Source organism: Paenibacillus sp. JT22N1 (genome assembly GCF_059692155.1).
The window spans coordinates 13,101-33,890 of record NZ_JCAUAW010000020.1 but is presented as its reverse complement, the minus strand read 5'-3'; the positions used below and the strand labels follow the sequence as shown (position 1 = coordinate 33,890).

Sequence of the window (20,790 nt, the reverse complement as noted above, 5' to 3'; positions counted from 1 at the left end):
CATGGATAGGTGCAGGCAGCCATCTCTATGCTTCCACTAAGGGGAAACTAGAGATGCATTTACGTGAAATATGCGCCAATTCAACTTTCAGCGCATTTCATCCACTTTAGCGTCTTGTCGTTCCGTTAAGAACAACTCTTCCCCAAAAAGCCCCCTTATTGTGGAAGTTTTTGGGACAGCCGCTTGCTTATCTCCTGTTTATTTATGATATAACGCATAGCCCGGATCTTCCGGCACTTCGATAGCAATGATACGCAGGCCTTGATCACTATCAGCTTTCAGGTGAAGAGTTTCACCTTCCGAGGTGGCTTGGACTATCGCGAAGTCTTTGTGGGACCAAGCTTGAAGCTCCTCCGCGGCGATTTCACTTGTGCCTTGACCTCGAATAACAAGGAAGGCTAGCGGTCGGCTTGGCATAAGTGTGTAGCTGAACTCGGAACCAGGTTCAAGGCTCCAATCGTACATATTAACGTCCGCATCCAGCTTAATGGGAGAATCCCCGCCGATTACTGTTTTCAGCGTTGCTCCACCGATATGGCGGATTGAGAATTTCTCATGCTCATATTGATGGTAAGCGGCAGGCTTTTTCACGGTCTGACTAAGGTGCGGCTCGAACCAGATTTGCATCGCTTCGCTGCCAGCTCTGCGAAATGCCTCCGCATGATAAACACCGGAACCAGCTTGAATGACTTGCGCGCCTCCATTTGTTACTGTTTCCAAGGAACCAAGGGAATCTTGGTGTTCTACGAGACCATCAATGACATAAGTGACAATTTCGAACGCTTTATGAGGATGCATACCGATTTCCGATACGTCAGAAGCTTTGCCCCATGCCCAGTAGAATAAGGAACCGACGCGGTCAACAGCCGTTTTTTCACCCGGAAAGCTGATAGCTCGTTGTTCCAGGAACTTTCCTCCGTCAAAAGCGCCAACGCCCTGTTGCTCAGCTGAAAAAACTTGCATTTTCATAGTAGCAGCCCCTTCGCTATAAAATATTTAATTACTTACTATATGTAAGTATTATAGATCTTTTTTAACCGGCTGTCAAAGACGTATCGCTTGGTAAACTTGGGTAAATCTTGACTTCGCATCTTGCCCCAACTACAATTTTAATGTAAGGAGTGTGACTATAATGAAAATGCAAAACTTTAAATATGAAGGAAGCGGACTTAATCGCTTTTTTGGCCCCTTAGAAGCAAAGATTATGGAAATTCTCTGGACCAACTCGCTGGAAATGACGATTAAAGATGTCCAACAGAAGTTGGATCAAGCCAAAATCATCAATTTCAATACCGTTATGACCGTTATGAATCGCTTGGTAGCCAAAGGAATTCTGCAAAAGAAATCCGTTGTAAGATCGTTTAAGTACAAACCCGTCGTTACGAGAGATGAGTTCATGGAAAAACAATCCAAAGAGCTTACCCTTGACCTTATCGAAGAATTCGGTTCTTTGGCAGTCACCCATATGGTGGATGCGCTTGATAAAGTAGACCCCGATCTGCTTGACAAGCTGGAGCAAAAAATTAAAGAAATTAAAAAGGATCGATAACGATGATGGAAACACGTTTTAAATGGTTGTATGCCGCGTCACTCGCCTTATCGGGGGCTATTTTAGGACAAATGTTACTCTTTGTACTTCAATATATTTTTAAATGGAAATCGTTATATAATATATTTGATCTGTGTGTTATTTTATTTAAACATCTTCATGTACCTGCAACTATTGCTTGGAATGTAGTGAACGCTCTTATCCTTTACTCGTTTAGTGCAATCCTTTGGATATCGGCTCGGCATGCCCTCGGCTCCATCAGAGCGATGAAGCTCGTTGAGAAGTATCAAGACCCTCAGTTATCAGAGCAATACCGCGATGAAATTCAGCTGGGTGAAGGTCAGTTCCATGTTATTTCTTCCAAAGCTCCCATCGCGATGACGTTAGGGCTGTGGAAGCCGCGGATGATCTTATCATCCGGACTTATGGACATGCTGGAACCTAATGAGCTGCGCGCAGTTATCGAGCATGAGAAGTGCCATATGAGGCACAGAGATCCACTCGCGATCTTCCTGCTTTCGATGATATCCAAGTCGATGTGGTACATTCCGATATTCGCTTGGATGGCAGAGAAATACCCCATTATGATTGAACTTCGGGCAGACAAATATGCCATTACACAAATGAAACAGTCCGCACATTTAGGCAGTGCTCTCCTCAAACTACTCAAACAAGCACCAACACCGCATGTATCCTTATCACACGCCTCATTCGCCGAAACATCAATGAATGTACGCATTATGCATATTCTCGATCCACAGATGAAAATCTCATTCAAATGGCCCCTTGTACGGCTACTCATTTCGCTCTTAACAATTATTTTACTTGTGGGACTTATCTAAGATAGGATACCCTGATAACAATGGTCACATTTAGCAGTCGAAGCCCATGTCAGATAAGTTGACGGGCTTCGACAATAACTGCAGAAAAGTCTTGACTTTTCGGATATCCAAAACTACACTTTGTAGTGTGAAATCGTACATAGCTTTTAATATGGGGGAGAGAGATTAATGGATTATATCTTGAAAAATTTACACTACATCGTAACACATGTACCAATTGCACTTCTTGTTTTTAGCTTTATTTTTGACTTAATCGCAATTATCGCGAAAAAACGTGAATGGCACTCCGCTGGTATGCTTTGCCTAGTTGTAGGCGCACTCGGGGCTATCGCAAGTGTCCTAACAGGCCCATCCCCATGGCGTAATCCACTAGTGGTTCCGCATGAGTTTTATGCGAAATTAACGATGTTTTTGTCAATCGTGTTGGCGATTGTACGTGTTGGCTTACTGATCTGGAAAAAGAAAGAATTGGGTCGTAACCCTATCTACTTGATTGGTTCGCTCGCGGCAGTTATCCTCGTTGGCTATACAGGACATATTGGCGGACAAATGGTACATAAACCGGTTCCAGCTAAGACGGCTGTTCCCGCTGCATCACCAGGAGCAACTCCAGCAGCATCCACTGCACCAGCGGCTACAGCAGCACCAGCGAAATAATGAAAAGGGTTATCCAAAGGCTTGCAGCCTTGTGGATAACCCTTTTTTTGTTTGGATTGAGCAGAGTCAAAGCTACTTGTCCCGAACCAACTCCAGCTCCTCTAGTGTATAACGATGCTCCCACAAAAATATCATGTCGTACTGTATCGAATCCCTTTCGACAAAGCGGGCTATGCCTGCGATGACTCCCCCAATAACAACTCCAAAAACGACAATCCATCCCATTAGAGCAAACACTTGATCGATCATGCACATCCACTCCCCTTAAAGCTTTCCGTAGGAAAGCTATCTTCGTAAGCGTTGGCCCTATGCGCTATGAACCTATATACTATGGATATGCCGCCATATTTTGAAACATGTGTGACAATTCAAAGGGGTTAAAAGGCGAGTAAATGCATCCGAAATGTCGAGGTAAGATAGTTCGTTTATAGTCTTTCTATCCGGTTGACACAGACTCGCCAAGGATGTTAAGATCACCTCTGTAAGCACGAATATACAACTTTTGGAAAAGAAAACACTTACGCTGCAAGCTTACTTACAACAACACTAAAGGAGGGTTTCAAAAATGATTGATATGGTTATGGATCCTATTGCCCATCGCAGATTTACAGATAAAAACCATACAATTTCATATTTTGTAACCCGATTGTTAGCCGGAAGCGCATGATTTGTGCTTGTTCGGCTGCTGCCGCCCCTTCACATACGCTAATTAAAAGCGCGGGTTACGAAGAAGTTCGTAACGAGCGCTTTTCTGTTTCATAGAAGGCATATCGCTGCGTGCGGTGTGCCTTTTTTGTGTGGATTTAGGTCATTTTGGACAGCACCATTTGAGAGGAGTGACATGATTACATGTTTACGGTATTAAAAAAGTTAGCTTGGTTTTTCCGGATGAATTGGATACGTTACACCATCGCTATTGGACTGCTTATTATTGTTGGAATCATTGATGTAATTCCACCGAAATTGATTGGCTACGCGATTGATGGTATACACATGGGAACTTTGACTGGCAGTAAATTGATCCAATTGCTCGCTTTTTGGGGGGCGTTAATTGTAGCTGGGTATGGTTTATCATATGTCTGGCTGTATCAGCTATTTGGCGGTGCTTTCGTGTTGGAGCGTATTCTTCGATCCCGGCTAATGAGGCAGCTGCTGCGGATGACACCTACTTTTTATGAGCGCAACCGCACGGGTGACCTGATGGCGAGAGCTACGAATGATCTGCAAGCAGTGTCGACGACAGCAGGCTTTGGGATTTTGACCTTCGTAGACTCAACGCTATTCATGCTTACGATCCTAGGTATGATGGGCTTCTTCATTAGCTGGAAGCTGACGATTGCTTCAATTCTCCCGCTGCCCATTATGGCAGTTGCGATTACGATCTACGGGGGACGTATCCACGAGAGATTCTTGCTCGCTCAGAATGCCTTTGGAGAAATGAACGATCGGGTGTTGGAGACGATAGCTGGTGTTCGCGTTATTCGCGCATTTGTACAAGAGAAAGCCAGTGAACAAAGTTTCAAAACAATGACAGACGATGTATATCGCAAAAATATCGCGGTTGCCGTGATCGACGCCCTTTTTGAACCAACGGTCAAAATTCTAGTGGGCATTTCCTACTTAATCGGATTATGTTACGGCGGATATTTGGTGTTTCACAGTGAACTGACGCTCGGAGAGCTCGTGTCTTTCAATACATTCCTAGGGATGCTGATCTGGCCGATGTTTGCAATTGGCGAGTTAATGAACATTATGCAGCGCGGGAATGCCTCCCTCGATCGGGTGAATGAAACACTTGGTTACAAGCCGGATGTAAAAGAAGATCCAAAAGCGACGACACTGCTGCTGCCGAACACGATTAGTTTTAAGGAAGTAACCTTCCGCTATCCATCTTCTTCTATTGATAACTTGGTGAATATTTCTTTCCATCTGCAGCGTGGGCAGACGCTCGGAATTGTAGGACGTACTGGAAGCGGAAAAACAACGCTGCTTAAACAGCTGCTGAGAGAGTATCCATTAGGTCAAGGTGCGATTGTTATATCGGAAACACCGATCGAGAAGTTAACCATCGACACGCTTCATGGCTGGATTGGTTACGTGCCGCAAGAGCCGATTCTTTTCTCTAAAACGGTGAAAGAGAACATCATGTTTGGACGCAGCCAAGGAACAGAGGAAGAGCTGCTGCAGGCGCTTGACCTGGCCGCGTTCCGCAAGGACGTTGAGTTCTTACCAGAAGGCCTTCAAACGTTGGTGGGTGAAAAAGGCGTCGCCTTATCCGGTGGTCAGAAGCAGCGCGTTTCCATTGCGCGGGCGCTTTATGTAGACCCCGAAATCCTCATGCTGGATGATGCGCTTTCTGCGGTGGACGCCAAAACAGAGGCTGAAATCATACGCGGCATTCGTTCGGAACGAGCCGGCAAAACAACACTCATCACGACGCACCGACTCTCCGCTGTTCAGCATGCGGATTGGATTCTTGTGCTGGATGAGGGGTATATCGTTGAAGAAGGTACGCATGAGCAGCTTGTCGCGCTCGGCGGCTGGTATAAAGAGCAGTATGACCGTCAGCAGCTAGAAGAACAGACGAAGGTTTAGTAAATAGATATCCGATGAAAAGAAGGTGAGAACCCTGAAACAGACAGGTAAGCGATTATTTCAATATGCCGCGTTATTCAAAAAGCCCCTGCTAATTGCGCTGATATTCTTATCGGTCGCAGTGGCAACGGAGCTGGCAGGACCTTTTATCGCGAGACAGATGATTGATACACATATTCTCGGGATTGAGAAGCCATGGTACGAGACTACATCTGCGACTCAAACTAAGAAGGCTGTCCCTTGGGAAGGGACTTTTTATAAGCGAATCGATAACTTTGAAGAAGGCGAGCCGAAGGGGAAGGAAGTTCGCATTTTACAGGTGGGCAGCCAGTTCGTATGGGTAGATCAGCCGATCGCCTTTGATGGCGTACGCAAGCTAGCCGACGATGGTAAGCTTTCAATTACGCAGGGGACGGAAAAAGCGGAGTATGCGGTTAAGAAGCTGAGTATTCAAGAGCTCTATACGTTCTATAAACCGGAATTTAACAGTCTAATGAAGCTTGCAGGCTTGTATTTTCTGCTAATCATTATTGGTGCAGGGTTTACCTATGGACAAAAGTATTTACTTCAATCGGCGGCGAATCGGATTATCCAGCGCATGAGAAGTGATGTTTTTGCACAAATTCAGCGACTGCCGATCAACTATTTTGATAATCAGCCTGCGGGTAAAATTGTATCGAGGATTACAAATGATACGGAGTCAGTCAGGGACCTGTATGTTCAGGTGCTTGCGAACTTTTTTACAGGTACGATCTATATCGTGGGCATCATCGCGGCATTATTCGTTCTAGATTATAGATTAGCTTTATTCACACTCCCGGTTATTCCACTGCTTTATTTATGGATCATTGTTTACCGTAAATATGCCTCCTTCTATAATCATGAAATTCGGGAACGGATTGGCTCGATCAATGGGATGATCAATGAGGCGATTCAAGGCATGACGATCATTCAAGCTTTTCGCCGGCAAAAGGAAACGATCCAAGAATTCGAACAATTGAACGATGAATATACGAAATATCAGAATAAATTGCTTAGCTTGAACTCGTTGACCTCTCATAACCTGATGAATGTGGTTCGGAATTTGTTCTTCTTCGGTCTGATCTGGTATGTCGGGGGCAGTTCAATCAACACATTGATCACCGTCGGTGTACTGTACGCTTTCGTCGATTATCTGAATCGGATGTTTCATCCGATGGTCGGGATTGTCAACCAGCTGCCGAATTTGGAGCGTGCCTTAGTATCCGCTGACCGTGTATTCGAGCTGCTTGATGAGCAGGGCATCGACGTGGCTGCGGAGAAATCGGATCGCTATCTGGGCAATGTGAAGTTCGAGCATGTTCGATTCGCCTACAAAGAAGGGGAGGATGTGCTCAAGGACATCTCCTTCGAGGCCAAACAGGGGCAGACGGTGGCGCTTGTAGGCCATACCGGATCGGGCAAAAGTTCGATCTTGAATCTGCTCTTCCGCTTCTACGATGTGAATGAAGGTCGGATCACTGTAGACGGCCGCGATGTGCGTGAGATGCCCAAACAGCAACTGCGTCAGCATATGGGCATCGTGCTGCAAGATCCGTTCCTGTTCACAGGGACGATCGCGTCCAATGTTAGTCTGGACGATCCGTCCATCACCCGGGAACGGGTGGAGGCTGCGCTGCGCGAGGTTGGCGCAGATGAGATGTTCAAGAGCCTGCCGCACGGCATCGATGAGCCCGTGATCGAGAAGGGCAGCACGCTGTCTGCTGGGCAGCGGCAGCTGATCTCTTTTGCCCGGGCGCTAGCGTTCGACCCGGCGATTTTGATCCTCGATGAGGCGACGGCATCCATCGATACGGAGACCGAGGCCATCATTCAGGCCGCGCTTGAAGTGCTTGCGAAGGGGCGGACCACCTTCATCATTGCCCACCGCCTGTCGACGATTAAGAGCGCCGACCAGATTCTTGTGCTCGACCACGGCGAGATCGTCGAGCGTGGCAGCCACGAGGAGCTGATGGGGCTCCTCGGTCGGTACTATCAGATGTACCAGCTGCAGCAGGGACATCCAGAAACAGCCTCGGCCGCTGAGAGCGAAGTGCGCAGCGTGTTGTAGGGCAGGGAGCCAGCCGTCGGACTTATTGTCCGGAGGCTGGCTTTGGCTTTTATTTCTAGAATTTGATCAGCAATAGTTTCACTACCCTTTAGGAAATTGAGGTAAAGAAAAAGCCTACCGAATGGTAGACTTTGTATGATATATTAAGTTAGTACAGGACAACCTTGGGTGAGCATTCTCCTCCAGAAAGGAGGGTGATGCCATGGAAACTTTCCAAACGATTGTAATCATGCTTGCGTTCGGTAGCTTTATACTGGCGCTATTGACATACATCGATAAACGGAAGTAACCCACTCGTATAGGTTGACGACCTAGTGGGTTACTAACTCTACAATTCGGAGGGTATTCACACCCAAGTCTGTGCAGGAGACGGTGTTGGTCGCACCGTCTCTTTGTTATTATAATCATACTACGTATGCTTTAGACACGCAATATAAAAGGAAAACAACCTATTAACTATAAGGAGATGATGAGCCGATTACAAAGTGCGAACTGCATTGGTTTTCTCGATAATTGCAGCATCTGAACTAGAATGAACTCCACTACGGACAAGGCTCTTTAACCGCACTAAAGACTATCTGTCGGCTCTATGCTACAATAAGTAATATTTCCCTATTTGAAATGGAGGAGCATCATGCGTCCAGAAACGATTCGATTGTTAAACTTGCTTCAGCTGCTGTCCGAAATTGCTATTGCTGTCGGATACTTGCTTGGTCTTATTCCGTTTGTATATTTGTGGTCGTGCTCGTGGGTGATCCCGCTTGTGTTCGTCAACTTGGTTTTTGCCATACTTACAAGTAATGGGACCACGACAAAGACGGTCATCAATATTGCTATGGCTTTTTTGAGTTTTATTCCTGTTGCAGGGTACCTTTTCCGTGTAATTGGGATCGTTGTTTCATGGATCAACATCCAGGCATTGGCGAAGGGAAGAAGCAGAGGTTACTAGTACCAAGAGGAGAAAAGGTGAATGATAGCCCAAAAGAGAGCCAATTTGGCTTTCTTTTTTTTGTCATTTGAGGATATATTCAGTCGTTTTATGACCTTAATACATATAGGTATTTAGGACTATTTTTGTCGAAAATCGTTGTTGTATAAAAAATACAATGGTAAAGTATTCCTATTCTACTAAAGGAGAGACACATATTGAAGCGAATGAAGTTTTTATCTAGGGCTATTATCCTTGTATTATGCGTAACTATGGTTATGCCTAGCTTTGCTCTTGGAGCGACGAACACGTCTTCGACGACTTCCGACATGAAGGGCCATTGGGCTGAGAAAGAAATGGCAAAATGGATTGATAAGGGGGCAGTTTCTGGATATTCTGATGGAACCTACCGACCTGACCATAGTATTAGTAGGGCGGAATTTTTCACTCTAGTTAACCGCTCATTTAACTATACTCAGGAAGTACCTGTCACTTTTAAAGATTTGAGTGCTACGCATTGGGCATCTATTGAAGTTGCTCGTGCGAAGGCTGCAGGATACGTTGCTGGTTACGAAGATGGTACCATCCATCCTGATATGCAAATAAGTCGAGAAGAAGCAGCGGTAGTGCTCAGAACAATACTTAAGTTGAATGAGGATGCAGATCGTGCTAGCTCGTTTAAAGATGCTGTACGATTGGCTGCTTGGAGTAAGGGCTCTATTGGTGTGCTTGCGGCTAATGGATATCTAGCTGGTTATGAAGATGGAACCTTTAAACCAGATAACCCTATGACTCGAGCAGAAGTGATTGTGTTGTTGGATCGCGTTCTGACCAAGAAGGTTGCTACAACCACTTTTGACCAAAAGGGGACATTTGGACCCGAGACGGGCTCAACTGCCATTAAAGGAAATGTAGTCATTAGTGCACCCGGTGTCACGCTCAAGAACACAATCATTGAAGGAGATCTCCTTCTAGCAGAGTCAATTGGTGAAGGTGATGTTTTTCTGAAAAACGTAACCGTAAAAGGGGCGACTACCGTGAATGGAGGAGGCTCTCATTCCATTCACTTTGAAGATTCTATGTTATTAACGGTTATTGTCAATAAAGTTGATGGCAGCATTCGAATTGTAGCTGAAGGTTCTACGAGTGTACAGCAAATCACTTTGCAATCTAGTGCTTTACTTGAAGCAAGAGGTACTGGGACGATTGCGGACGTCATTCTGTCCAGCTTGCTTCCTTCCAGTGCTGAAGTATCTTTAGCAGGACAATTCAATACGCTCAGTGTACAAGCTACGAGTATTCGGGTTAATCTTTCCGAAGGCTCTATTCAACAATTGACCGTTGCACAAGGTGCAGCTAATTCTACTTTGCAAGTTGGAGCAGGGGCCTCTATTGCCCAATTGATTTTGAATGCGGCTACTTCCATTACGGGCAGCGGAACAATTGATCATGCAACAGTAAATACAAATGGATCAACGTTTGAGCGCACACCTACTTCGGTAACAAATGGGGATGGAGTCACAGCAGGAAGTTCCTCAAATTCAGGAGGTTCATCAGACGATAGTCCCCCGGTCACGGATCGTGTATATGGTTTTGAAGGAAAAATTATAGATGTAAACAATCAACCTGTAAGTGGGATGACTATTTACTTCCGTCGAGGTCTTGGTAATACGGATGGCGAGGTAGCAGCTACGGCCATCACGGACAATAATGGCCATTATTCGGTTAGATTGTTACCGGGCATTTATTTTGGAGAACTTTCCAAAGAAGGTTTTATTACAACCTATTTAGTTGGCGTATCTGCTGAAAACGTTTATAACAGAAGTGAAAATGAAACAGCAATTCGAGTAGCAGCAGCCAATGAAGTGCGTGTTGTATTAACTTGGGGAGAAAGACCATTTGATTTGGATTCCCATCTTGTAGGCCCAACACCAAACGGAATTACCTTTCATACTTGGTACGGAGGTCGATCGTACTCCGTTTCTGGTGTCGTATATGATGATTTGGATCATGACGATGTAACATCATATGGTCCAGAAACTACAACCATCCGTCGACTTGTTGATGGAACGTACCGTTTTTATGTTCACAATTACTCGGGGACTCCTTCGATGCAGACGTCAGGCGCTCATATTGAGGTGTTTGTAGGATCTACAACCGTTCCTTCTAAAACTTATGATATTGCTGCAGGAACAGGCACGGAGCGTTACTGGACTGTTTTTGAGTTGAATGTGTTAAATGGATCCATTGACTCTTATACAGACATTAATCACTTGTATGCCAACGAGAATGACGCACAACGTCTAGAAAATGCTCTTCATAATACTACAATAACATCTACTGTCTATGGGATTAATCAAAATTCTTTTGAAATTAGCGGTGTAGCCGCTAATACACCGGTTTTAAGCTTTAAATCAGGGCTTACAGTTTCACAAGGTGCTTCTTTCGAGGTGTATGAGTCAAATGGGATTACGCCACGTGCACGTGTAGTTCTGAATGGTGATAAAGTAATCGTAACAAGTGCCGATGGTCAATCAAAACGAACGTATACCGTAGTTTTGACAACTATTTCTACGGTTACATCGCTCACGTACTCACCCACTGGACCGATTGTGCTTTATTCAACCGTACCTTCCGGTGTGACAGTTTTTGCTAATTATTCGAATGGCACGGTAACGGATGTGACTTATTCTTCGGGTATTACCTATAACTCTAGCAACACAAATATAGTGTCAATAGGCCAAAATGGTGTAATGACAGCCGCTGTTTCTGGAACAACAGTTGTAAGTGTTGTCTACGGAGGAGTCACGAAAGAGATTCCAGTAATCGTCATTTTTGCGCCTACGTTAACATCAGCAGCTGCAAACACATTGCAAGCATCTGGACTTATTGTAGGTGCTGAAGTGAGGCTGTACAATGCAACGACAGATACGATCATTACAACGTATCATCAGGTGATGCAAGATGGAACAATAAGTATTCCAGCTCAAGCCAACGGAAATTACTATATCACTCAAACTTTTCATGGATTGGTAAGCCAAAAATCTAATGCGATAAACTTGAATAGTATCCAATAAATTTAAAAAAGAAGCCCAACTGTAAATCGTGTAAACGACTTATAGTTGGGCTTCTTTGAATTCTACACGCTAATAAGAAATCCCCACACGACAACCCACATACTCGCCCTCGAGAGCGACTCGGTATGTGAAAGCCGCGGTGTCGCCCACGGAGATGGACATCCCGCCTTCGGGCAAATAGTCCCGCTCGGCGCGGTACCGCCCCTGTGGCTCGCCGTCGGGTAAATAAGTTGGACAGACGACTGTCCAATGTAAGCCCGAGGCAGCGAGCTGCTCCCACGCCTTGCGATGCTCCTCGGCGGCGCGTGTTGATGAGCGCCGGGAGTCCGGCGCCTCATAGCGCAGCAAGCCGGGATGCTCTCTGCTTTGCAGAATGCCGGCTGTTCCGACAGTGACTATTCGGCTCACGCCGTGTGTCTTCATAGCCTCTATGAGTAGAGGCGTAAACTCGGTCAGCACTGTGCTGCCGTCGGTGCCGAGGCAGCTTATGACCAGCTCCGCCCCGCGGAAGGCAGCATGTAGATCTTCTCCGTTACGAGCGTCCCCTTGAAGCTTGGATAAGCCTTCGGAGTGAATTTCGGTCAGCTTCTCCAGGCTTCGAACGAGTGCAGTGACTTCGTGCCCGTCCGCTAGCGCTTTTTCAAGAATTCTTCTTCCTACTCTACCTGTGGCTCCTAGTATGAGAATATGCATGATGGGGCCTCCCTGTTTCGTTAATGGTTATCATTATTATACGCTTATCACACTCGTGGAGGGAATCAACATCGATCCCTTTGAACGCTACTTGAACCGAGTGAGCGAATCCAGCATAATAGTAGGTACTTGATTACGGCATAGAAGGGAATTTCCCAAGCATGAGAATTAATAAATTTATAAGCGAAACCGGTGTTTGCTCCAGACGGGAAGCGGACAAGTGGGTAGAGGCGCGGCGTGTTACGATTAATGGTGAGGTTGCCGGACTGGGGAGCGTCGTTGGCCCTGGTGATGAGGTTCGGATCGATGGTCGACCGATTGGCGAGAAGAAGGAACATGTTTATATTGCTCTCAACAAGCCAGTAGGGATCACAAGTACAACTGAAGCGCATATCAGAGGTAACATTGTTGATTTCGTCGGGCATTCGGAGCGCATTTTTCCGATCGGTAGACTGGATAAAGATTCCGAAGGGCTTATCCTTTTGACCAATAACGGAGATATTGTGAACCAGATTCTGCGAGCGGAGAACAACCATGATAAAGAATATATCGTGACGGTGAACAGACCGATTACACCGATGTTTTTGCAAGGAATGGCTAGCGGGGTGCGTATTCTAGGCACGATGACGAAGCCTTGTGAGATTTACCAAGTTGGCGACCGCGTTTTTCGAATCATTCTCACACAAGGGCTTAATCGCCAAATTCGTCGGATGTGCGAAGCGTTCGGGTATCGGGTGGTGCGTCTGCAGAGGGTTCGGATCATGCATATCCATCTGGGTAATTTGAAGGTTGGCAAATGGCGGAATTTGACGCAAGGTGAAATGCAGGATTTAATGCATACACTTAGCAAAGAGAACACCCAATCAAGATAATAATTGAAGTAAAATTTTACACATGTTTGTGCATTCGATAAAAGGGTGCTCAGATATGTGTTTTTTGTTGAGTAATCCAAGTTTTTTATCCATAAATCGTTTCGATCTAGTGACATTTCGTGTAAATAAAAATATATAGCAGTAATCGAGCTTTTTAAAGCAACTTTTTTCCAGTTTTACACGTCAAGGATTATTATGGAATCTCTATGTTTCTTAAGTTTTAAAGCTGGTCTTTTGGAACGTAAAACGTTGAGGAGGAAGATGACTTTGAAATTAATCAAACAAGCAGGAACGTTGGTACTAGCTTCGACACTGCTGCTCACTGCTGCGCCTGGGGTTTGGGCGGCTGAAGCTGCTGTAGGAAGCACGTCCATAGCACCCGTACCCCCTGCATTTCCCGGAAAAGATGATAAGCAGCTGGATGCCAAAATTACCAAAGAGCAAGCCATTGAACGAGCTAAGACCTACATAACGCTGCCGGAAGGCTACACGTTTCAATCCATCAGTCTGAATGCTTATTACAACATGAATGGCCGGAATTTCCCGACGTGGAACATTAATTACACCAAAATGGTGAAAGATCGGAATTACGGCTCCTTAAACGTATCCATTAACGGCTTGGACGGAACGCTGACCGCCTATTCCATGAATGACAATGACCCTGATCACAAAACTAGCTATCCACCGAAGGTGGATTTCAAAGCTGCCAAGGAAGTCGCTTCTGCCTTTATTGGTAAAGTGAACCCAGTGAAGCAGAAGGAGCTTGTTTACAATGATTCAGAGGAGAATGCATTTCGTACGCCGCTGAATGGTAATTATCAGTACAATATTCGGTTTGATCGATCTGTTGGCGGTGTGCCTTTTGCAATGAATGGTATCAATGTGGTCATCAATGGAGAAGGACAGGTTACGAATTATAACTACAATTGGGATGACAATGTCACTTTTCAGCAGAATATAACACCGATTACTAAGGAGAAAGCTGCCCAAATGTTCCGCGATAAGGCGAATCTTTCTTTGCTTTACCAGATTCCATACGGTGCCAAAGGCAAGAAACTGCCGATTATTTCGTACATGCTGGGCGGCTTCTCATTGAGTGCGGAAACCGGTGAGATCTGGAGCCCAGTTAAAGGGATGGGAGACGGTGAAGGGAATAAGCCGTTAACCGACAAGCCACTGGCTGCTAAGCCGACTGCTACCTTGGACCTGACTAAGGAAGAGGCTATTAAGAAGGTGACAACGGTTTTCAACCTATCCTCCGACTACAAAATTCAAGAAGCCTCCTATAATGAATCGACGAACCCTGAAACAGGGGAAACCAATTCAAATTGGAATTTAAGTTGGAATGAGACGTCTGAGAAGGATTCCAAAGTTAAAATCGTCGGCAAAGGCGCATGGGCTAACGTGAATAGCAAGACAGGAGAGATTACGAATTTCAGCAGCTACATTCCTTATGGCCCTGACTCTGATAAAGATATAGAGGGTAAAATTGCTCTTGAAGATGCGATAACGACCGGTGTTGATTTTGTGAAAAAGCAGCTACCTGCTTATACCGATCAGCTGTTGCTTCGTGCACAAACGACTAAAAATTATTCAGAAGATCAGCTGAAGCATATGCGCAATTGGGACATTAGCTTTAAGCGCGTGATTGATGGCGTAAATGCAGGGAATGAAGAAGTGACGGTAAGCATCGATCGTGTGACCGGCCAAATTGTTGGTTATCACTTCTCCATCAGCAATCTGCCATATCCACAGCAAAAGCCGCAGGTACTGGCGATTGATAAAGCCAAGGATCTTTGGCTCGCGCAGTTCGACATCAAGTTAAATTATGTAGTTGAAGGCAGCGGGTTCATCGGTGGAATTCCACTGGAGAAATACAGAGTGATGGTGGCAGCTGGGGATGTCCCGCAATCCATGGATCTGAAGACAGACGGGAAACTAGATGCCAAGCTTGTCTATTCACTCGTTCCCAAATTCAACCGTGAACCTTTCCTCTTGGATGCGCAAAACGGTCAATGGCGGAATAGTGAAACGGGTGAAGTGATTTCTTTGGATAAAGTGACAGTAAGCGACATTGACAATCACTGGGCTAAAAATGAGCTTCAGCTTATGCTGGATTATCAAGCGCTTGATGTGAAGGATGGCAAAGTGAATCCGGATCAAACCATTCAACGTGGTGAGTTAGTCAAAATGCTCGTTATTGCCATGAATGGCGGTAACGGTGGTATTTATTACGGGGCTGAACGGAAGGCATCTTTCGCCGATGTGAGCAAATCTTCTCCTTATTTTGCCTATGTTGAAAATGCGGTTGATCGCGGTTTGTTAGATGTAGGTGCTGAATTTAATCCAGAAGCTGCGATGAATCGGGAAGAAATGGCACAGCTGATCGTGAAGGCGCTTGGCTACAAGAGCTTGACGAAGTTCGATGGCATTTTCAATGGCAATATCGTAGATGCTGCTAAGCTTAAGCATGTCGGTGATGCAGCTATTGTGGTGGGGCTGAATATTATGTCTCTGAACGATGGACAATTTGTACCTCAGCAAGAAGTGACGAAAGCACAGGCGGCTAGTGCCTTCTACCGCTTCTTGCAAAGACGGTCTGAGCTTCAGGAGCAGCCTCGTTACTATTACTAAATAAGTGTTTGAGGGGAGTTAACTAACTCCTCTCATAACCAATAAAAGAAGCCTCTAAATCCACTTGCTAGTGGGTTTGAGGCTTCTTGTGGTTGAGTGGGCTCCAGATGTGAATGTGCCCTCTTTGATGAGGACACACTCAACTTACGTCCTAGCTCTAGAACATTGGGAATACATATCGAACTAAGAAATACAGAACGCCGAAAATGATGACGATGTAAGCAGCATATTTGATGAAAGTAGAAGCAACTAGACTGGAATCCGATTTTTTCTCCACATGGCGTTCTTCGATATCGATATTGCGAGGCTGAGTCGACATTTGAACCACTCCTTTGAAGTTGTATTGCTATGTAATACCCTGCTGGGCATGAAGTGAAACACAGGAAAAAGCTATACCAATAATATTTTCGTACAGTCGGGCAGAGTTGTGTTACAATAATCTTTAAAACTTTAATAGTACGATGTAGAGAAAGGGAGTAAGAGAAAATGGTTGTTTCCAGTAAAGTAGGTTTGGAAGATATTATTAGGGCCAATCATGTGCTCAGCAGGGTGATCGAACCATCGCCTTTGCAACGCAATGAGCTGCTCTCTAACTTGTATGAATGCAACGTTTATCTTAAACGTGAAGATATGCAAATTGTTCGTTCTTTCAAAATTCGTGGAGCTTATAATGTGATCCAAAGTTTAACACCGGAGGAACGCGAAGCGGGTGTCGTGTGTGCGAGCGCCGGCAATCATGCACAGGGCGTGGCTTATTCCTGTAAACAGCTCGGTATTGAAGGCAAAATCTTCATGCCGACGACAACGCCTAGGCAAAAGATTTCCCAAGTTAAGCTATTTGGCGGATCTTTTGTTGAAGTGATTCTTACAGGTGATTCATTCGATGATTCCTCTAACCATGCTAAAGCCTACTGTGCTCAAGAGAATAAGGTGTTCATACACCCCTTCGATGATGTTCGTACGATTGCTGGACAAGGCACGGTTGGCCTCGAGATTTTGAATCAAATGCCTGAATCTCCTGACTTTATCTTCGCGACGATTGGCGGAGGTGGCCTGGTAGCGGGAGTTGCGACCTATGTGGATAGTGTTTCTCCAAGAACGCGCATCATCGGTGTTGAGCCAGAAGGCGCGGCAAGCATGACGGAAGCGCTGAAGCAGGGGAAGGTCGTAACCTTATCCACGATCGAGAAGTTCGTTGACGGTGCAGCCGTGAAACAGGTGGGCGAGCTTACTTTTGACATTTGCAAAGAAAAGCTGGAGGATATCGTAATTATCCCTTCCGGCAAAGAATGTACAACCATTCTGGAGCTTTACAACAATAACGCGATTGTTATTGAGCCCGCTGGCGCACTCCCGGTTGCAGCACTCGATGCCTATCGGGAACAGATTCGCGGTAAGAATGTGGTCTGTATCATCAGCGGCGGCAACAATGACATTGATCGTATGCAGCAGATTAAAGAAAGATCGCTCGTGTATGAAGGCTTGAAGCACTACTTTATTCTTAATTTCCCGCAGCGTGCCGGGGCATTGCGCGAATTTCTGGAAGAAGTTTTAGGACCCACAGACGACATAACACGGTTTGAGTATACGAAAAAAAATAACCGCGACGATGCTCCGGCCTTGGTCGGCATTGAGCTCAAAAATAAAGATGATTATGAGGGGCTTATTGAGCGCCTATCCCAGAAGGATTATGGCTATATAGAAATAAATAAGGACCCCAAGCTATTTAACTTGCTTATTTAAGGAAAAATAGCCAAATGTGGAATGAATATGATATAGTTAATTAGTCCCATTTATTCCCTTAATATCGTAAAAGGCAAACTTATCGAAAGGTAAGGACGCAAAGCTGCAGATCTAAGGTTGCCCTCGCAACAATGATGGCTGGGCTACCGACAGGTTGCAGTTTACCTAATCAGGTACACCTACGGCTATTCCGATTCGGAATAGCCTTTTTTTTGACCACAGATAGGGAGGTTCATGAATGAGAGGCATATTTTCTAAGTGGATACAGCATATGAAAGCGCAAACGTTGGTCTATCTGGGCGTGCTGGGCTTCTTTTTGTTGACCATTAATCTACTTGCTGCTTCTTCTTTCTCCTTTTCGCCTTACGTTTTCATTAGTATGTTTGTTCAAGCACTAATCTGTCTATTTTTTGCGAAGAGTGTCCGACAACTGCTTCTTACTAGTAGAGAACAGGAAGAAAAGAGCAAACAACTAGCCTTTCTGGCCTACCATGATACATTGACGGGATTACCCAATCGCCGATTGTTTAATGACCGGTTGGAGCGGGCACTTCTGCATGCGCAGCGTAATGAACAACTGGCGGCTGTTATGTTCTTGGACATGGACAGATTCAAGGATGTCAACGATTCATTAGGTCATTCCTATGGTGACCGTTTAATTCGCCTTGCAGCACAACGTTTGCTGGGCTGCTTGCGGGGCTCGGATACGGTGTACCGCCAAGGTGGCGACGAGTTTACAATATTACTAGAATCTTTTGCAAAACCTGAAGACGCAAGAGTTGTAGCATCCCGAATTCAAATGGCTCTGGAAGAGCCTTTTATCCTAGATGGAATGCCAGTAACCATAACAGCTAGTATAGGGATAGCTCTGTATCCGTTAGATGGCAAGCTGCCTGAGCAGCTCATGGCGTATGCAGATGAAGCGATGTATGCGGCCAAAAACAGGGGACATAACCAGTTCCAATTCTATGCCTCTGACATCGATGCCATGGTGAAGAGCAAAGCTCACATGGAGAAAGAGATTCGATTGGCCTTAGACAACAATCAATTTGAACTCCTATATCAGCCGCAATATGAAATAACAAACCGGAAATTAATAGGAATGGAAGCGATCATTCATTGGAGCAAGGGAGACAACCTCCGCGCACCTAGCATGGATTGGAAGAGAGCGGCCGAGGAAATGGGTTTCATGATACCCATCGGGAAATGGGCTGTACGAACGGCGTGCAGACAGATGAGAATCTGGCAGGACGAGGGCTACACACCGCTTAGAATGACCCTAGCAGTAACGGCCTCGCAGTTTAAAGATGAGCATTTTATTGAAGAAATTGCCGTTGTTTTGAAAGAAACAGGTATTGATCCGGTGTTGGTGGAGCTGGACCTTACGGAAAGTATCACATCTTCCAATGTACAAGAGGCTAGCGAGAAATTGATTAGGCTGAAGAAGTTCGGTGTGCGTATCGTTATGGATGACTTGTGTACAGGCCTATTTACACGAAGCGGGCTCGAAGGTATGCCACTTGATAGCGTTAAATTGGATAGTACATTGATCAGGGATTTGGTAGACGACGATGAGAATCAGCTGCTGGCTGCTGCCATTATTCGCATGGCTCACCGTCTAGGTCTAAACTTAATTGCAAAGGGTGTTGAAACCGAAGAACAACTGGAGCACTTGAGACTTTTGCAGTGTACGGAAGTGCAAGGAATGCTGTTTAGCAGCCCGTTAGGACCCGAACAATTCATGAGACTTATGAACGATAAAATTAACAAAGGGTAATCTAGATTTTATTAACCAGTGGTAGTATAATAAATAATTGGGGCTTGGAACCTATATTGTAGGGGCTTACAAAAAGACCATGTCAACTTGTATGACATGACGAATTATGTTATTTTGCTGGTGTATCGCTTTTATCTTGGGTTTCTAAATGATACACTCATGCTATAGCCAGTCTTACATAATTTAACTAATTTTGGTCAACCTACAATGTAAGATTTCATGGTTTTAAATTAAATGATTCTATGGGGGTAATAATATGAAGAAAATGCTTTCAACAGCTCTTATGGCTGTAACGGTTTCTGCATTAGCTCTTTCCGGCTGTGCCAAAAAAGAAGAAACGAAACCGGCGGCTTCAGCAACTCCAGCTACTTCTGCAGCTGCAACAGCTTCAGCAGCGCCAAGCAACAACAGCGGTAAAGACTTCAAAATCGGAATGGTTACCGATATTGGTGGCGTCAACGATAAATCTTTTAACCAAAGTGCATGGGAAGGCTTGAAGGCGCTTGAGAAACAAACAGGCGTTAAAGTGAAAAACCTTGAAAGTAAAGGCGATGCAGATTACACACCTAACTTAAACCAATTCGTTAAAGACGGCTACAACTTGACTTGGGGTATCGGCTTCTTGATGGGCGATGCACTAAAAACAGTAGCAACACAAAACCCAAATGCTAAATTAGCGATCATTGATAATGTCGTTGAAGCTCCAAACGTAGAATCCGTAACATTCTCTGAGCAAGAAGGTTCTTACCTTGTTGGGGTAGTTGCAGGTTTAACTACAAAATCAAACAAAATCGGTTTCGTTGGCGGTATCGACATCCCGGTTATCAAACGTTTTGAAGCTGGTTTCGTAGCTGGCGTTAAAGCGGTTAATCCAAATGCTAAAGTTCAAATTAACTATACAGGCGCTTTTGACAAGCCAGACCTTGGTAAAGCTGCAGCAGCTACGATCTACAACGACGGCGCTGATGTTATTTTCCACGCAGCTGGTTCCACAGGTAATGGTGTATTCAACGAAGCGAAAGACCGTGCGAAAAACGGTAAAAAGGTTTGGGTTATCGGTGTAGATAAAGACCAATCCCTTGAGTTCGGCGATGAAGTTACACTGACTTCCATGTTGAAACGTGTCGACACAGCAGTTGTTCGTGTTTCCAAAGACATCATCGACAACAAATTCCAAGGTGGTAAAGTCGTTACACTTGGTTTGAAAGACGATGGCGTAGGCCTTCCTGAAACTTCCAAGAAAAACGTAACACCGGAAATCTTGAAAAAAGTTGATGAGTTCAAAGCAAAAATTATTAGCGGCGAAATCAAAGTTCCTGAAAAACCTTAATTTA

The 20,790-nt window shown here is 45.0% G+C and carries 17 protein-coding genes and 1 riboswitch; of the genes, 13 read left to right on the top strand and 4 right to left on the bottom strand.

The window, feature by feature from the left end; translation table 11 throughout:
• Positions 1–198: 198 nt before the first annotated feature.
• On the bottom strand, positions 199–969 hold the full coding sequence (locus AC58UU_RS30665; RefSeq protein ID WP_497321204.1) for a pirin family protein: 771 nt from the start codon (positions 967–969) through the stop codon (positions 199–201).
• A 163-nt stretch (positions 970–1,132) separates the two neighbouring features.
• On the opposite strand from AC58UU_RS30665, the gene AC58UU_RS30660 reads away from it, so the two are divergent.
• The 3 genes from AC58UU_RS30660 (at position 1,133) to AC58UU_RS30650 (ending at position 3,048) form a co-directional block, all read left to right on the top strand.
• On the top strand, positions 1,133–1,549 hold the full coding sequence (locus tag AC58UU_RS30660; protein ID WP_497321203.1) for a BlaI/MecI/CopY family transcriptional regulator: 417 nt from the start codon (positions 1,133–1,135) through the stop codon (positions 1,547–1,549).
• Between the two features lie 2 nt (positions 1,550–1,551).
• On the top strand, positions 1,552–2,391 hold the full coding sequence (locus AC58UU_RS30655) for a M56 family metallopeptidase (RefSeq protein ID WP_497321201.1): 840 nt from the start codon (positions 1,552–1,554) through the stop codon (positions 2,389–2,391).
• A gap of 168 nt (positions 2,392–2,559) precedes the next feature.
• Positions 2,560–3,048, top strand: coding sequence for a DUF2231 domain-containing protein (locus AC58UU_RS30650; protein WP_497321200.1), 489 nt, complete (start codon positions 2,560–2,562; stop codon positions 3,046–3,048).
• 72 nt (positions 3,049–3,120) lie between these two features.
• Here the strand turns inward: AC58UU_RS30650 and AC58UU_RS30645 are convergent, their stop codons facing one another.
• Positions 3,121–3,297 carry a hypothetical protein gene (locus tag AC58UU_RS30645; protein ID WP_497321198.1) on the bottom strand — a complete coding sequence of 59 codons (177 nt, stop codon included), beginning with the start codon at positions 3,295–3,297 and terminating at the stop codon, positions 3,121–3,123.
• A gap of 600 nt (positions 3,298–3,897) precedes the next feature.
• Here AC58UU_RS30645 and AC58UU_RS30640 point away from each other — a divergent pair.
• The 5 genes from AC58UU_RS30640 (at position 3,898) to AC58UU_RS30620 (ending at position 11,737) form a co-directional block, all read left to right on the top strand.
• Complete coding sequence (locus AC58UU_RS30640) at positions 3,898–5,643, top strand: ABC transporter ATP-binding protein (RefSeq protein WP_497321197.1); 1,746 nt, start codon at positions 3,898–3,900, stop codon at positions 5,641–5,643.
• Between the two features lie 34 nt (positions 5,644–5,677).
• Complete coding sequence (locus tag AC58UU_RS30635; RefSeq protein WP_497321336.1) at positions 5,678–7,732, top strand: ABC transporter ATP-binding protein; 2,055 nt, start codon at positions 5,678–5,680, stop codon at positions 7,730–7,732.
• Between the two features lie 202 nt (positions 7,733–7,934).
• Positions 7,935–8,021, top strand: coding sequence for a putative holin-like toxin (locus AC58UU_RS30630; protein ID WP_156389939.1), 87 nt, complete (start codon positions 7,935–7,937; stop codon positions 8,019–8,021).
• A gap of 345 nt (positions 8,022–8,366) precedes the next feature.
• Positions 8,367–8,681, top strand: a complete 315-nt coding sequence (locus tag AC58UU_RS30625; protein ID WP_307437512.1) for a hypothetical protein — start codon at positions 8,367–8,369, stop codon at positions 8,679–8,681.
• A gap of 206 nt (positions 8,682–8,887) precedes the next feature.
• Positions 8,888–11,737 carry an S-layer homology domain-containing protein gene (locus AC58UU_RS30620; RefSeq protein WP_497321335.1) on the top strand — a complete coding sequence of 950 codons (2,850 nt, stop codon included), beginning with the start codon at positions 8,888–8,890 and terminating at the stop codon, positions 11,735–11,737.
• A 69-nt stretch (positions 11,738–11,806) separates the two neighbouring features.
• Here AC58UU_RS30620 and AC58UU_RS30615 read toward each other — a convergent pair whose 3' ends face one another.
• Positions 11,807–12,430, bottom strand: a complete 624-nt coding sequence (locus AC58UU_RS30615) for an NAD(P)-dependent oxidoreductase (protein ID WP_497321195.1) — start codon at positions 12,428–12,430, stop codon at positions 11,807–11,809.
• 161 nt (positions 12,431–12,591) lie between these two features.
• Here AC58UU_RS30615 and rluF point away from each other — a divergent pair, with 161 nt between their 5' ends.
• Positions 12,592–13,302 (top strand): 23S rRNA pseudouridine(2604) synthase RluF, encoded by a 711-nt coding sequence (rluF, locus tag AC58UU_RS30610; protein ID WP_497321193.1) that lies wholly within the window; start codon positions 12,592–12,594, stop codon positions 13,300–13,302.
• Between the two features lie 267 nt (positions 13,303–13,569).
• On the top strand, positions 13,570–15,936 hold the full coding sequence (locus AC58UU_RS30605) for an S-layer homology domain-containing protein (protein WP_497321192.1): 2,367 nt from the start codon (positions 13,570–13,572) through the stop codon (positions 15,934–15,936).
• Between the two features lie 157 nt (positions 15,937–16,093).
• Here AC58UU_RS30605 and AC58UU_RS30600 read toward each other — a convergent pair whose 3' ends face one another.
• Positions 16,094–16,255 (bottom strand): hypothetical protein, encoded by a 162-nt coding sequence (locus AC58UU_RS30600; protein ID WP_173184903.1) that lies wholly within the window; start codon positions 16,253–16,255, stop codon positions 16,094–16,096.
• Positions 16,256–16,422: 167 nt separating this feature from the next.
• Here AC58UU_RS30600 and ilvA point away from each other — a divergent pair, with 167 nt between their 5' ends.
• From ilvA to AC58UU_RS30585, 3 genes are all read left to right on the top strand, one after another.
• The gene (gene ilvA, locus AC58UU_RS30595; RefSeq protein WP_497321190.1) at positions 16,423–17,679 is read left to right on the top strand and encodes a threonine ammonia-lyase IlvA; all 1,257 of its coding nucleotides are present in this window, start codon (positions 16,423–16,425) and stop codon (positions 17,677–17,679) included.
• 62 nt (positions 17,680–17,741) lie between these two features.
• Positions 17,742–17,830, top strand: a riboswitch (cyclic di-GMP riboswitch).
• An 87-nt stretch (positions 17,831–17,917) separates the two neighbouring features.
• Positions 17,918–19,456 carry a putative bifunctional diguanylate cyclase/phosphodiesterase gene (locus AC58UU_RS30590; RefSeq protein WP_497321189.1) on the top strand — a complete coding sequence of 513 codons (1,539 nt, stop codon included), beginning with the start codon at positions 17,918–17,920 and terminating at the stop codon, positions 19,454–19,456.
• 256 nt (positions 19,457–19,712) lie between these two features.
• Positions 19,713–20,786: a BMP family lipoprotein gene (locus tag AC58UU_RS30585; protein WP_171649596.1), complete on the top strand. Its 1,074-nt coding sequence runs from the start codon at positions 19,713–19,715 to the stop codon at positions 20,784–20,786.
• The last annotated feature ends 4 nt before the right edge of the window (positions 20,787–20,790 follow it).